16 protein-coding genes are annotated in these 13,701 nt (G+C 62.6%); 8 read left to right on the top strand and 8 right to left on the bottom strand.

The features are described 5' to 3' along the window. Positions 1–49 precede the first annotated feature (49 nt). On the top strand, positions 50–997 hold the full coding sequence (locus tag ACTJJN_RS12515) for a LysR family transcriptional regulator (protein WP_003251712.1): 948 nt from the start codon (positions 50–52) through the stop codon (positions 995–997). A 173-nt stretch (positions 998–1,170) separates the two neighbouring features. After that, a complete protein-coding gene (locus ACTJJN_RS12510) occupies positions 1,171–2,145 on the top strand; it encodes a 2-hydroxyacid dehydrogenase (protein WP_004575357.1) in 975 nt (324 codons plus the stop codon). 54 nt (positions 2,146–2,199) lie between these two features. Here ACTJJN_RS12510 and ACTJJN_RS12505 read toward each other — a convergent pair whose 3' ends face one another. Then, positions 2,200–3,102, bottom strand: coding sequence for a DMT family transporter (locus tag ACTJJN_RS12505; protein WP_440781296.1), 903 nt, complete (start codon positions 3,100–3,102; stop codon positions 2,200–2,202). 185 nt (positions 3,103–3,287) lie between these two features. Between ACTJJN_RS12505 and ACTJJN_RS12500 the strand changes: the two genes are divergently transcribed. Continuing rightward, on the top strand, positions 3,288–4,163 hold the full coding sequence (locus tag ACTJJN_RS12500; RefSeq protein ID WP_088513314.1) for a helix-turn-helix domain-containing protein: 876 nt from the start codon (positions 3,288–3,290) through the stop codon (positions 4,161–4,163). Between the two features lie 29 nt (positions 4,164–4,192). Here the strand turns inward: ACTJJN_RS12500 and ACTJJN_RS12495 are convergent, their stop codons facing one another. The 6 genes from ACTJJN_RS12495 to ACTJJN_RS12470 all read right to left on the bottom strand — a co-directional run bounded on the left by ACTJJN_RS12495 (position 4,193) and on the right by ACTJJN_RS12470 (position 10,522). Further along, positions 4,193–6,583, bottom strand: a complete 2,391-nt coding sequence (locus ACTJJN_RS12495; RefSeq protein WP_440781295.1) for a TonB-dependent siderophore receptor — start codon at positions 6,581–6,583, stop codon at positions 4,193–4,195. Between the two features lie 175 nt (positions 6,584–6,758). After that, entirely contained in the window at positions 6,759–7,739 is a 981-nt protein-coding gene (locus ACTJJN_RS12490; protein ID WP_440781294.1) for a FecR family protein, read from the bottom strand. Further along, positions 7,736–8,311, bottom strand: a complete 576-nt coding sequence (locus ACTJJN_RS12485) for an RNA polymerase sigma factor (RefSeq protein ID WP_014859905.1) — start codon at positions 8,309–8,311, stop codon at positions 7,736–7,738. The genes ACTJJN_RS12490 and ACTJJN_RS12485 overlap by 4 nt, the downstream gene beginning before the upstream one ends. 5 nt (positions 8,312–8,316) lie before the next feature. Beyond that, complete coding sequence (locus tag ACTJJN_RS12480; protein ID WP_004575362.1) at positions 8,317–8,643, bottom strand: DUF3325 domain-containing protein; 327 nt, start codon at positions 8,641–8,643, stop codon at positions 8,317–8,319. Beyond that, positions 8,643–10,220, bottom strand: a complete 1,578-nt coding sequence (locus tag ACTJJN_RS12475) for a PepSY-associated TM helix domain-containing protein (protein ID WP_440781293.1) — start codon at positions 10,218–10,220, stop codon at positions 8,643–8,645. Before ACTJJN_RS12475 ends, ACTJJN_RS12480 begins: the two co-directional genes overlap by 1 nt. Beyond that, a complete protein-coding gene (locus ACTJJN_RS12470) occupies positions 10,217–10,522 on the bottom strand; it encodes a DUF3649 domain-containing protein (protein ID WP_003251691.1) in 306 nt (101 codons plus the stop codon). The genes ACTJJN_RS12475 and ACTJJN_RS12470 overlap by 4 nt, the downstream gene beginning before the upstream one ends. Before the next feature lie 255 nt (positions 10,523–10,777). Between ACTJJN_RS12470 and ACTJJN_RS12465 the strand changes: the two genes are divergently transcribed. After that, the gene (locus ACTJJN_RS12465) at positions 10,778–11,125 is read left to right on the top strand and encodes an HPF/RaiA family ribosome-associated protein (RefSeq protein WP_003251689.1); all 348 of its coding nucleotides are present in this window, start codon (positions 10,778–10,780) and stop codon (positions 11,123–11,125) included. Between the two features lie 121 nt (positions 11,126–11,246). Continuing rightward, positions 11,247–11,537 (top strand): DUF3509 domain-containing protein, encoded by a 291-nt coding sequence (locus ACTJJN_RS12460; RefSeq protein WP_003251688.1) that lies wholly within the window; start codon positions 11,247–11,249, stop codon positions 11,535–11,537. A 3-nt stretch (positions 11,538–11,540) separates the two neighbouring features. Here ACTJJN_RS12460 and ACTJJN_RS12455 read toward each other — a convergent pair whose 3' ends face one another. Next, complete coding sequence (locus ACTJJN_RS12455; RefSeq protein WP_003251685.1) at positions 11,541–12,011, bottom strand: phosphate-starvation-inducible protein PsiE; 471 nt, start codon at positions 12,009–12,011, stop codon at positions 11,541–11,543. 448 nt (positions 12,012–12,459) lie between these two features. Here ACTJJN_RS12455 and ACTJJN_RS12450 point away from each other — a divergent pair, with 448 nt between their 5' ends. The 3 genes from ACTJJN_RS12450 (at position 12,460) to ACTJJN_RS12440 (ending at position 13,675) form a co-directional block, all read left to right on the top strand. After that, a complete protein-coding gene (locus tag ACTJJN_RS12450) occupies positions 12,460–12,702 on the top strand; it encodes a hypothetical protein (RefSeq protein ID WP_003251683.1) in 243 nt (80 codons plus the stop codon). A 92-nt stretch (positions 12,703–12,794) separates the two neighbouring features. Then, complete coding sequence (locus ACTJJN_RS12445) at positions 12,795–13,058, top strand: DUF3077 domain-containing protein (protein ID WP_003251681.1); 264 nt, start codon at positions 12,795–12,797, stop codon at positions 13,056–13,058. A 353-nt stretch (positions 13,059–13,411) separates the two neighbouring features. Beyond that, positions 13,412–13,675, top strand: a complete 264-nt coding sequence (locus ACTJJN_RS12440) for a YebG family protein (RefSeq protein ID WP_003251679.1) — start codon at positions 13,412–13,414, stop codon at positions 13,673–13,675. The last annotated feature ends 26 nt before the right edge of the window (positions 13,676–13,701 follow it).

Raw genomic sequence — 13,701 nt, 5'->3', positions numbered from 1 at the left:
TCCAAGTTACTTCGTGACACAATTTTGTCCTCTACCTCGAGAGTGACCCATGGACACCCTGCAAAACATGCGTGCTTTCAGTTGCGTAGCCCAACTCGGCAGCTTCACTGCCGCTGCGGCGCAACTGGATACGACCACCGCGAACGTGTCGCGGGCGGTCTCCAATCTGGAAGCCCATCTGCAAACAAGGCTGCTCAACCGTACCACCCGCCGCATTGCGCTGACCGAAGCCGGCAAGCGCTACCTGATGCGTTGCGAACAGATTCTTACCTACGTCGAAGAAGCCGAGGCCGAAGCCAGCGACGCCCATGCGCGCCCGGCCGGGCAGTTGAAGGTGCATTCGATGACTGGGGTCGGCCAGCACTTCGTGGTCGATGCCATCGCCCGCTACCGCGAAACGCACCCGGACGTGACCTTCGATTTGACCATGGCCAACCGCGTGCCCGATCTGCTCGACGAGGGTTATGACGTCTCCATCGTGCTGGCCACCGAACTGCCCGACTCAGGGTTCGTTTCGCAGCGCCTGGGCATCACCTACAGCATTGTCTGTGCCTCGCCCGCCTACATCGCCCAGCATGGCGTGGCGCACAAGCCTGCCGACCTGCTCAAGCACGCCTGCCTGCGCATGGTCAGCCCGGTCATACCGCTGGAGAAATGGCTGTTCGATGGCCCGGAAGGCCAAGAGATGGTCAACATCACCAGTTCGCCGTTCATGGTGAATACCGCCGATGCCATGAAGACTGCGATCCGCAGTGGCATGGGCGTAGGCGTGCTGCCGATCTATTCGGCTATCGAGGGCCTGCGGGACGGTAGCCTGGTTCGGGTGCTGCCCGAGTATCGCCTGCAGGAGCTGAACCTGTATGCCATCTATCCATCGCGGCAGTATCTGGATGCCAAGATCAAGACCTGGGTCGAGTACCTGCGCAACTCGCTGCCAGAGATTCTTGCCGCGCATGAGGCAGACCTGAAAACCCATCAGGTGCTGATCGCCAACTAAAAAGCTGCTGCATTGCGGGGGCTGACAATGGTAGGTTGCTAACCATTGATTTCGCCTGTTCCGCCCCTTTCGCGGGCAAGCCCGTTCCTGCAAGGCACCGCGCCCCTGTAGGCGCGGGTTTGCCCGCGAAGAGGCCGGCACAGCCCCACCCCGCCTAGCAGAGAAGTTGCCCGATGAAAAAGACCGTCCTGGCCTTCAGCCGTATCACCCCGGCCATGGCCGAGCGCCTGCAGCAAGACTTCAACGTGATTCTGCCCAACCCCAAGCTCGGCGACATCAACGCCCAGTTCAACGAAGCCCTGCCCGAAGCCCATGGCCTGATCGGCGTTGGCCGCAAGCTCGGCCGGGCGCAGCTTGAAGGCGCGGCCAGGCTGGAGGTGGTGTCCAGCGTGTCGGTCGGCTATGACAACTACGACCTCGACTACTTCAACGAGCGCGGCATCGCCCTGACCAACACCCCCGACGTGCTGACCGAAAGCACCGCCGACCTGGGCTTCTCGCTGATCATGGGCTGCGCCCGGCGCACCGCCGAGCTGGATGCCTGGACCAAGGCCGGCAACTGGCAGGCTACCGTGGGCCCGGCCCACTTCGGCAGCGATGTACATGGCAAGACCCTGGGTATCGTCGGCATGGGCAACATTGGTGCAGCAGTGGCACGCCGTGGCCGCTTCGGCTTCAACATGCCGATCCTGTACAGCGGCAACAGCCGCAAGACTGCGCTGGAGCAGGAGCTGGGCGCACAGTTCCGCAGCCTGGATCAGTTGCTGGCCGAAGCCGACTTCGTGGTGATCGTGGTGCCGCTGTCCGATGCCACCCGCAAGCTGATCAGCAGCCGCGAGCTGAAGCTGATGAAGCCGAGTGCGTTCCTGATCAACATTGCCCGTGGGCCGGTGGTGGATGAGGCGGCGCTGATCGAGGCGCTGCAGAACGGCACCCTTCGCGGCGCGGGCCTGGACGTGTACGAGAAAGAGCCGCTGAGCGACTCGCCGCTGTTCAAGCTACCCAATGCGCTGACCCTGCCGCACATTGGTTCGGCTACTGCCGAAACCCGTGAGGCCATGGCCAACCGGGCGATCGACAACCTGCGTGCGGCGCTGCTGGGCGAGCGGCCGCGGGACCTGGTGAACCCGCAGGTGTGGAAGGGCTGACCGTTTTGGAGTGCCTGGGCCGGCCTNAAAGGGCCGGCCCAGGCAACCCATCACCTATTTGGCTACCACAACACCCTCAGCCCCCCTGGCCCGGGGCTTGCGAAACACCAGCACATTCCCCGCCATCACCGCCACCAAGCCGAGCAAGGCCGGCGCCGTCCACTGATAACCCTCAGCCACTGCCGACACATTCAACGCCACCAACGGGAACAGCACCGTGCAGTAAGCTGCCCGCTCCGGGCCCATGCGCCCGACCAACGTCAGGTAGGCAGTGAAGGCAATCACCGACCCCGGCACCACCAGGTACAGCAGCGAACCGATATAGCGCGCATTCCACTCCATGCTGAACGGCACGCCGCTGACCACACAGAACACAGCCAGCATCACCGCCCCATAGACCATGCCCCAGGCATTGGTGGTCATCGGCTTGAGCCCGGCCTTCTGCTGCATGCTCGACAGCAGGTTGCCGGCCGAGAAGCACAGCGTGCCGAACAGGGCCAAGCCAAGGCCGTACAGGGTTTCGCGGCTGGCTGCGTGATGCGACAGCTCCGGCCAGAACAGCAGGCCCAGGCCAAGCAAGCCCAAGGCACCCCCGCCAAGCACATTGCTGGCGATTTTCTGGCCGAAGAAAAGGCGAGCGTTAAGCGCGTTCCACAGTGTCGCGGTGGAGAACACCACCGCGATCAGGCCGCTGGCGATCCACTGGCTGGCGCTGAGGAAGCAGATGAAGTTGACGCAGAACAGGCACAGGCCCTGGGCCAGGCAGATCTGGTGACCACGGCGGTTCATGGGTTGCAGCCGGCGCGTAAGCAACAGGAAAGCAAACAGGATCAGCCCGGCCAGGGCGAAGCGGTAGACGATCGACACTGGGATCGCGACCACGCCCAACTGGAGTTTCAGGGCGATCCAGGTGGTGCCCCAGATCAGGACGGTGAGCAGGTAGAGTGACAGGTTCATGGTGGCGGTTCCTTGGGCCTTTGGAAATCGGTGCCCGGCGCTTCGCGGGTAAACCCGCTCCTTCAGGGATCACCAGTGTTCTTTCGATCGGCCTCTGTCTGCTTGCACGAACTTGCGCTTTTCTTGCGCCGGTAGCTGTCACTCGATCCAGGGTGCAGTAGGATGGCAGGCAAGAGGACCTGCCAATGACGCCACTCACCCAGTTGCAAGTGTTCAACGCCATGCATGCCTCGCCCAACGCCAGGCTGGAGCTGAGCGCGCACCTGGGCGACGGACTGGCGGCAGCGTTGTGGAGCAACCGTGACGATGCGCGCGACTACCAGGCCCCTAGCCATCACACCCTGTCGTGCTACATCGCCGACGGCACCGGCACCTTCCGCCGCCAGCGCCCGGCCGACAAAGGTGCGCCCGACAAGCTGTGCGTGATGCCGGCCGGGCAGGAATCGAACTGGGTCGTCAATGGTGCGATCCGCCTGGCACACCTGTATGTCAGCGAGGCGCAGTTCGCCCTGGGCTGTGTACGCCTGCTCGACCGGGAACCGCGCGAGCTGCAACTGCAGGAAGCGACCTTTCTGGACGACCCGCAGCAGGCTGCCCGCTTCCGTCAATTGATCCAGCTGGACTGGGACGAGCCCGGCGAGCGCCTGCTGGCCAGCAGCCTGGCGCACGAGATCGTCGACCATGCGCTGCTCAGCCAGGTCGGGTTGCGCCAAGGCCTGCGCCTGAAAGGCGGGCTGGCGCCAAACCTGCGCCGACAGCTGGTCGACTACCTCGAGGCACACCTGGACCAGCCCATCACCCTGGAAGAGCTGGCGCTGCGCTGCAATCTGTCCGAATACCACTTTGCGCGCATGTTCCGCGCCAGTTTCGGGCTCCCGCCGCACCAGTATCTGCTGGCCCGGCGGCTGCACCGGGCGTGCCAGTTGTTGCGGCTGGGAGTAATGCCGCTGGGGGAGATTGCCTTGTTGTGCGGGTTTGCCAGTGCCAGCCATTTCAGCAACCGGTTTCGCCAAGCCCTGGGGGCAACACCTGGCGAATACCGCAAGGCCTTTTTCATCTGAAACCGGGGCCGCTCTGCGGCCCCATTTGCCTAGAACTCGAAGGTGCTCGACAAACTGACCTGCCGCGCATCGCCAATCGCCACAAAGTACTGGTTCACCGCCGAGCTGTAATACACCTTGTCGAACAGGTTCTTCACGTTCAGTTGCAGACGCACGTTGTGTTCGTCGAGTTTGGTTTCATAAGTGGCAAACGCATCGGCAACGGTATAGCTCGGCAGGTCGAAGGTATTGGTCGCGTTACCCGAACGCTCACCCACATAACGGGCGCCGGCACCGAAGCGCAGCCGGTCACCCCCGAACAGGCTGCCAAAGTCATACACCGCCGACAGCGAGCCGCTGTGCCGGGCCACGTTCTGCAGGCGATTGCCCTCAAGATCAGGGTCCCTGGTGACCTTGGCATCGGTCAGTGCATAGCTGCCGATCAGGCTCCAGCGCTCGCTGAGCTGGCCGGTCACGTCGAGTTCCACACCGCGTGAACTGACCTCACCCGCATTGCTGTAGACCGTCTCGCTTGTGACGGCGTCAAAGTTCGAGACCAGTACATTGCGCTTGGTAATATCGAACAATGCCAGGGTGCCTGTGATGCGGCCTGGCATGTCGAGCTTGGCGCCCAGCTCCCACGACTTGCCCTCCTCAGGTGCCACCGAGGCGTCGAGCACGACATTGCCGGTCAGCGGCGCGATGGTCGAGTTGGGCTTGAACGACTCGCTGTAGCTGCCATAGAACGAGAGCTGGTCGTCGACTTTGTAAACGATACCGGCGTGGGGTACCCAAGCCTGGCCACTGATGTCGGTATTGGCCTTGAACGGGCGACCGCGGCCAGCGTACTGGTCGTACTGCTGGAAACGCGCACCTGCTACAAGGATCCAGTGCTCATCGAGGTGCAGCGCGTCCTGCACGAACAGCGCATCGGTGCGCAGCTTGTCGGTCTGGTCGCTGTCGCTGGCGCGCACGTTGGTGCCCTCCACTTCCTGTCCGTAGACCGGGTCCAGATAACTGAACGTGGACTGTGGCGTCTGGCGAATCAGGTCACCGCGAAAGATCTTGCGGTCTTCATGGTCGATGCCGAACAGCAGGTCATGCTGCATCCCCGCCAGCTCGACATTGCCATTGAGACTCAGGGTCACGAACTGGTCACGGCTCATGGCGTTGTGAGTGCCGTCGATGCTGCGTGTCAGCGTGCCTTGGGTTTCGTTGACGCCGGTCACGCGAACCTGGCTGGCATCGTAGGTCTCACGATTGAAGCTGTAGCCGAAGTGCAGCTTCCAGTCATCGGCCAACTGATGGTCGACTTCCAGGCGATACAGGTCGGAGCGCCCTTCCATGTCGTTGAACGGCTCGTCCAGGCGGCGCGTGGCAGGGATGTTCAGCGGGTGGCCGTTGTTGCCGAACGCGGTGCCACGGTCGAACGGATAGAGAAATTCACGGTGCTCGTAGGCCAGCACCACCTGGGTGTCTTCGCCCAGCCAAGCCAGCGACGGTGCCACCAGCGATTCGCGGTGCACACCGTAGTTGCGCCAGTAGTCCTCGTCTTCGTGGTCGACGACCAGGCGGTAGGCGAAGTTGCTGTCACCCAGTGCGCCCGTGCTGTCGAGCCCGCCACCGCTGCCGTTCTTGCCGCTGCCATAGGTCGAGCCGCGCACCGTCAGGGCGTTGTACTGCTGCAACTGCGGACGCTTGCTGACCACGTTGATGACCCCACCCGGGTCCTGGATACCGTACAGCAGCGAGGCAGGCCCCTTGAGCACTTCAACCCGCTCGGTGCTGGCGTTGAGGTTGCGGCCCTGCACCACGGGCATGCCATCGCGCATGATCGAGCCGTCGCGGTTGTCGCCAAAGCCACGTTTCATCACCGTGTCGGATGTGCCGCCGAAGTTGTTGCCCTGGGTAATGCCGCTGACGTTGGCCAGGGCGTCATCGAGGTTGCGCGGGGCCTGGTCGCGGATGACCTGGGCCGGTACCACGTTGATTGCCTGGGGGATGTCCTGGTTCGGGCCCTGCCCGCGCATGATCGAAGCGCTGGCCAGGGGCTGGTAGCTGTAGTCGTCCTGTTGCGAGGTCACGGTGGTGGCCTGCAGGTTGAGGGCACCGGAGGTGTCTGCAGGTTCGAGGGTCAGGGTACGTGCGTCGACGCGGCGCCAGGCCAGCCCAGCGTTGCCCAGCAGTTGTTGCAGCGCCTGCTCGGCGCTGAACCGACCCTTCAGCGCTGGCGCTTGCACGCCCGGCAACTCGAGGGTGTAGACCACGCTCTGGCCAGTGGTGCGGCTGAAGGCGTTCAGGGCCTGGGCCAAGGGTTGGGCCGGCTGGGCGAAGGCATAGGCCTGCAGCTGCTCGGCCGCGGTTGCCAGGGGGGCGACAGCGAAGGCCGGGAGCGCAGCAAGGCCGAACCAGAGAGGGACGCAACGCGGGGAGAACTTCATGGACGCTGACCTGTGAGAGGGTGATTACTGCGAATGAATCGCACTTTCACTCATTACACGGATGCCACGTGCTGTTACCTCACCTGTGCCTGGAAATATTTTTGTTGTGGCGACCTCTTCGCGGGTAAACCCGCTCCTACGGGGGGGTTACCCGTGAAGAGGCTGGCACAGGCAACTACCGAATCAGGGTCAAACGCCCCAACACGGTCTGCCGTGAAAAACCCATCACCTTACCCAGCGAATCCAGCGCCAGCAGCGGCTCGGCCACCGGGAAGCTGCCGCTGACCTTGCGCTGCCCCAGGTCACCATCGAGCAACAGGATACGCCCCGGGTAATATCGCCCAAGGTCTTCGATCACCTGCGCCAGCGGCACCTGGTAATAGTTCAGCCACCCCTGGCGCCAGGCCAGGCGGTTGTCACTGTCCACCGCCAGGGTGTCGCCTACCCTGCCTGCGCGGTAGGTCAGCTGCTGGTTGGCAGTCAGTTCTCGCGCCACAGTGCCCTGCGCGGGGCTGACGCCCACACGCCCGCTGCGCACCGTCACCTGGGCGCCCTCGCTTTGCTCACGCACCTCGAACTGGGTGCCAAGCACCCGCACTTCGCCGCCGGCAGCTTCCACCAGGAACGGCTCACCGGTATGGGTAACCTCGAAGAACGCCGCACCATGCAGCAACCGCACACGGCGCTCACCCTGGGCGAAATCGACCGCAATGGCGCTACCGGCATCAAGCGTCACCTGTGACTGGTCGGCCAAGGTCACCTGGCGAATCTGCCCGGCACTGCGGTAGTCCGCCTGCAGGTCCTGCAACCAGTACCCTGGGTGCCAACCACCAGCGACGCCCACGGCCAGCACCAGGCAGGCTGCCATCGCCAGCCCTGCCACCCGCCGCCAGCCGCCACGCGCCGGTGGTCTGGCCATGGCATCGAGGTAGCGCTGCAGGGCGTCCTGTTCTTCGTCCGCCAGCCGCGCCGCCGGGGCGGCGCTTTTCTGCCACAGCATCTGGGCCTGTTCATAAGCTGCGCGGTGTGCGGGGTCGGCCAGCAACCAGCGCTTGAATGCCGCCCCTTCGGCTTGCCCGGGTTGCTCGTTGATCCGGTTGAACCATTGCAGGGCAGCCTGAAACTGCGCTTCGGTGATCGGCGGTAAACGGCTCATCGACGGGCGCTCCCTGGCCGGCGTGGGGTGGACGCGGGCTCGGCAACACTCGCCTTGCACGCTTCGAGGGCGCGCATCATATGCTTTTCCACGGCGCTCTGTGACAGCTGCATGGCTTTGGCGATCTCGCTGTACTTGCAGCCGTGAATGCGGTTGAGCAGGAAGATCTGCCGGGTGCGTTCGGGCAAGGCACGCAAGGTGGCCTCGATACGCTGCAAGTCGTGGTCGACCTCCACGGCCTGCTCAGGGGCCTGGGCCAGGCTCGCCTCGCTTACCGGCACAGCCGCTTCGGCCACGCGTTCGCGGCTACTCTCGCTGCGCAGGTGGTCTATGGCCAGGTTGCCCGCGCAACGCAGCAGGTAAGTGTCCAGCGCCTCGACCTTGACCTCGGGGCGACGCCAGAAACGCAGGAACAGCTCTTGGACCAAGTCCGAAGCGGTGGCGCGGCAGCCGACCCGACGGCTTACCAACGCCTCCATACGCGCACGCTGGGCCTGGAACACCTGGACGAAACGTGCACGCGCGCCTGCGCTGTCAGCGTCAGGTTCGATGATATCCCTCGGCTCGCTCACAGGGATCACGCAGCAGATACGGCCAGCATGGGGCCCAGCACCACGCTGACGGCAGCCAGGCCCAGCAGCAGACGAGGCTGGTACGGCAGGCCGAACACCCACAGTGTTACCCCGGCCATCATCACTGCGGTCCACTCCACCAGGCCGAGGGCCCAGCCACGCAGGTACACGCTGAGCACCAGCGACAGCATCAGCAGCAGCCAACCTGCAACACGTAACAGGAGCAAGTGCCTGGGGCTCGGCTTGCGCCCGAGCAAGTCGCTGAAGTGCTTTTCCATCGCCAGGCACAGGGCAACGAAGCCCGCAAAGGCAATCAGTGCGTTACCCAGCATCAGCTCACCTCCACCGTTTCAATGCTCGACTTTTTTGTCGCACGCGCCGCGCGCTTGGCTACGGGGGTTGGGCTGGCCAGCATCTTGTGGGCCAGCCAGGCCAGAAACAGGCCAGTCCCCAGGGCTGTCAGATCGAAGCCGGCCATGGCCCAGTCACCCTCCAGTACCGAATGGTTCAAGCCCCGGTCAGTCGTCAGGCCATTGAGCAACGGCAGCAGGGAGAAGGCCAGCGCGCCCAGCGCCAGTTGCTCGCCCCAGGCCTTGCGCCCGCTACGCAGCACGGCGTGCACCAGCGACAGGCCCCAGGCGATGAAGAAAGCATTCACCTCCCAGTCGGCCCGGCCTTCGACAGCCATGGGCACCAGGCGGTTGGCCCAGAAGAAGCTCGCCACCGCCAGCAACAAGCCACTCATGCTGGCCATATTGAGCACTTCGACCAGGCGCAGCTCCCCTGGCACAGCTCCGCTCTTGGCGTGCTTGAGCTGGCGCTTGCCCAACCATATCACCAACCCGGTACCAATCACCGCCGTACCGGCCACACCAAAGAAGAAATACAGCCAGCGCAGCCAAGGCCCGGCAAAGTTACCCATGTGCAGGCCGGCGAAACTGAAGGCGGTCATCATTAAACCGCTCTCCGGCTTGCCCTGGCTCAACAGCGCACCACTGGCCCCATCGAATGTCCAGTTGGCGCTACGCCGATAAGCCACGTGGTCGGCTGCCGATTGGGTGAAGGTGACGCGGGCATTGCTGTCGCCCGGGTTTTGCACCTGGATGCTGCCAACACGCGCCCCCGGCTGCAGCGCCTGCACCTTGGCGTACAGGCTCGGCAGCGCTACCAGCGGCGTGGCCACCTGGGCCGCCTTGGGCGCATCGTTGCGGCCAAACAGGTCGTTGAAGTACTTGTCGGTGTCATTGCCGTAGCTGGCCATGATGCCCGCCGGCATCACCATGTACATGAACAGCACCAGGCTGCTGTAGCTGATCATCAGGTGGAACGGCAGCACCAGCACGCCGATGGCATTGTGCCCGTCCAGCCAGGAACGCTGCCCCTTGCCAGGGCGGAAGGTGAAGAACTCCTTGAAGATCTTCTTGTGGGTAATGATGCCGGTGACCAACCCCAGCAGCATGATGAAAGCGCAGAACGTCGAGAGCCAACGGCCAACCGGGTAAGGCATCTGAAGCTGGAAGTGGAAGCGGTAGAAGAACTCACCACCGCGGCTGTCACGTGCGTCCACCGGCTGGCCGGTCTGGGTATCGAGGGTTTTCCTGACAAAGCCACGCGGGCCGCCACTGGGGTCGCGGTAGCCCACACTCAAGGCGGCCTCCCGTTCGTTCGGCATGCGAATGAACCAGGTACTCGAATGCCCTGCATTGTCCTGCAGGTAACGTTGAGCTACCGCCAGGCTATTGATCGGGTCCAGGGCATGGCTGCGCACTTCAGGCTGTGACCAATGAGTGATTTCTTCCTTGAAGTACGACAGCGTGCCGGTAAGGAAGATGGCGAACAACAGCCAGCCGAAGATCAGGCCGGTCCAGGTGTGCAGCCAGGCCATGGCCTGGCGGAAGCCTTCTTTCATGCGTTTTTCATCCAGTAGGCAACGCCGCTGATCACGCCCAGCAGCAGGCTTGGCGCCAATACGCCCAACCAGGCACGCCAGGCGCTGCGGCAGGCGAAACACCAGATGAACGCCAGCAGGTAGAAGACGAACGACAGCAGCAGGCCGGTGAGCGTGGCATCGACCTTGGGCAGTGGCGCCAGCAAGGCAATACAGACGCTCGCGAGGGACGCCAGCAGATAGCCGCCCAGCAGCGCGGCCAGGCTACGGGATGTCACGGCCAGGCGATAGCTGAGCGGGAGGCCGGCGGTTTTGCGCGTCATGGCGAGGTCCGGGCGTTCTTGGGGCTGCAATAATAATGATTTCAATTCTCATAAGCAAAGCCCAGCCCCTCTACCCATTTGGCCGTACGAGCCACGCGTCACGGTAAGCCCATTTGCAACAAGAAATTTATTTTCAAAAAGGGCTTGAATTCATTCCGCAGTTGCCTGACCTTAGAGTCAAGAGGCGCAGAAATTCCAAGGGTCTCAAGGGCCTAGGCGCGTCTCCATGCGAGCAAGCTGAATAAGGATTGAATCATGCAAATCCAGGTCAACAGCAGCAACGATTTCGACGGTAACGCCCGGCTCGACCAGTGGGTCCGCAGCACACTGCAGAACTCGCTGGAACGTTACGAAGAAGACCTCACCCGCATCGAGGTTCACCTGCGCGACGAGAACGGCGTCAAGCCCGGACCGCATGACAAACGCTGCCAGATGGAGGCTCGCCCGAAAGGCCACCAACCGATTTCCGTGACCCACACCGCCAGTTCGCTGGACCAGGCAGTCGACGGTGCCGCCACCAAGCTCAATCACGCGCTGGAGCACTTCTACGGCAAGCTGCGCAGCAAGCGCGGCGTCTTGGAACTGAGTGACCCGGACGCCTGATCGGCAATGCAAAACGCCCGGCCTTGAGCCGGGCGTTTTCGTTTGTGCCGATCAATGGCGCTGAACCAACGTGCGAACGTCCCGGTCAACCTCTGCATTCACTCAACGCAGAAGCAAGACCATGAACAACCCATTCGAACGAATCAGTGCTGCATTCGCCCCCGAATACCGGGTGAACCTGAGCATTGCAAACCTCGACGGCAGTATCATGCTGACCCTGTCCGACGACGCCGGCGTGGTCGCCAAGCGCCTCATCACCCCGGCCCAACGCAACGACCCGGTGCGCCTGCAACGGGTGATCGACAGCATCCGCCTGGGCCTTGCGATCGAACTCAGCCAGAACCCCCTGCAAGTGCTGGCCGCGCTGACCCGTGACGCCCGCCACGAGCCGCGCCATTTCATTGCCAACTGAGGGCTACTTGCCCTCCTCCACTGCCTTGCCGTTGGCGTCCAGCACCTTGGTCGAGGGGTAGCGGTACGAAGCGTAGCGCACCACCAGGATCGAGAACGCCAGCAGCAGGATGCCGCCGCACAGGTACAACAGCCCTTCATCGGGTGCCTTGTGGTGCGAAACATCGCCGATCAGCAGGCGAGTGAGCGCGGTGATTGCCACGTACAGCAGGAAGCGGATCGGCATGTGGTTGGTCTTGAAGTAGATCCCCACCATCGCCCCCAGCTCCAGGTAGATGAACAACAGCAGGATGTCATCGACACTGATCCCGCCCTTGCCCAGCATGTCCAGGAACGTCACCACCGCCGCGTAGGCGGTGATCGCGCCAATGCCGAACAGCGCCAGGTAATGGAACGCCTCGACGCACAGGTTGCCCAGCGAGTCGGCCGAGCCGTGCAGGCCCTTGCGCAGTTTTTCTGCCCATTTGATGTTCACGATGTTCCATTCCCCGATACGTCTTTAAGGATGATGCGTCGCTGATGTGACGCTTGTGCCATGCAGTTAAAGGGCCAAGCCCCTGTCTTGGAAGGCGACCGATTGCCGCAAGACACCTTGAGGCGTGGCGCATTGCAAAAAAGCACGCCGTGCTTGGGGAAAAATCAGATTTAACCCCTTCCTTGTAGGGCATTTCCCAAAGATACTCCCTACCATTGTGGCGTTCGGGCATGCGCACTAGTCTGGGGTCGTCGCTGCCAATCAGCGACCGGCTTTGACAGGCCGCCCTGAACTAACCACATGGCTTTGCCTTTATGGCAGCTGTCATGGGGCACCTCGTGTGCGCCGGCTTTTGGTTCTGTTCACCGGTCTGTCAACCCATGTACAGCTGCCGCCTCATTGTTTGACAGCAGGAGGTGGTGGCCCCAACTTTGAACAGGCCTTCACCATGCTGAAAGTAGTTCCCGATCCACCCCATAACCCCCATTCCCTCGAAGACACCCTGATCCAGGCCACCGACTACGCGTTGTGCGCAGCCACCGTGGTGCATCAGGCGTTGCTGCTTCAGCCCAAGTCACCGGTTTCGATCCTGATGATGACCTCGATGCATGAGCTGGAGGCGCTGCGGGCTCTGCTTGAGTCGGCACTGGTTCAGGTGCAGATGCACGCTGAGCCCAGGACTTCGCACTAAGGCTGGTTAATGTGCCGGGAGGGCCGGCCTCTTCGCGGGCTCGCCCGTGAAACGGGCGGCCAGGCACTCGAGAAACTTCAGGGGATTGAACAATGACAACAGAAGACACCCAATTCACCGTCGGCAAGACCACTTTCTATCAAGGCGAAAACAGCACCCATCCACTGTTCCGCATCGAGCCCGGCATCCCCTGCAGGGACGCCCGCGAGCAGTCGTCGGAATTGATGGGCTATGTGCGTGAATTGACCATCACTGGCCTGATGGAGGAGAAGCCCATGATGATATGGGCCGCCCATTATCTGAGTGCCATGGCCAAGGCGCTGATGGATGATGCCGAGTTGGGCATGAAGCAATGAGGATTTCGCTTCAGGTTGGGTGAAGGCCTCTATGTGTTTGCCGCAGCAGTTTCAGCGCCTGTGAGATCGAGCCCCGCCCGCGCGGCGCACCATTGTAGGAGCGGGTTTACCCGCGAATAGGCCGGACCTGCCGGCCAATATCTCCCGGTCATTCACCGTCGCAGCCGCCACCGCATTCGCGGGCAAGCCCGCTCCTACATCTGTTTGGCCAATTGTTCCTGGCAAAGGTGCGCGCGCAGCGCTCGGTCTGTGCCACGCTACAATTTCTGCTTGCGAACCAACCAGCATTGCCATTACTGTATATAGATACAGTAAATCGCAAAGCAACCAGCAAAAAGGCATAGAGGTGATGAATGGCCGTCGAAGTGGTGTACCGCAGCAGCCGCGACCCGGAGCGCTTGTTCATGGATAAGGCCGAAGCAGACCGTCACGACAAAATGCTCGAACTGGCCGAGCGCCTGGCCGAAGTGCTGCACAAGGCGGTGCCGTCGCTGACCGAGCAGCAGGTCGAGGAAGCCGGTATCTACATGGCGAAGAACCGCGATGTGTTCGCCCGGGCGTTCAAAAGCCAGCCGGATGCGTTGGCTGAATTGCTTGAGGGTACTGCTGCCGAATGATATCGCTGGAGGTGTGCGGGTTTACC

The sequence above is a fragment of the Pseudomonas sp. 22515 genome (genome assembly GCF_052044625.1).
Taxonomy (GTDB): Bacteria; Pseudomonadota; Gammaproteobacteria; order Pseudomonadales; family Pseudomonadaceae; genus Aquipseudomonas; species Aquipseudomonas alloputida.
Note: the sequence above shows the minus strand (reverse complement) of the source record. Positions and strands in the feature narration are given on the sequence as shown.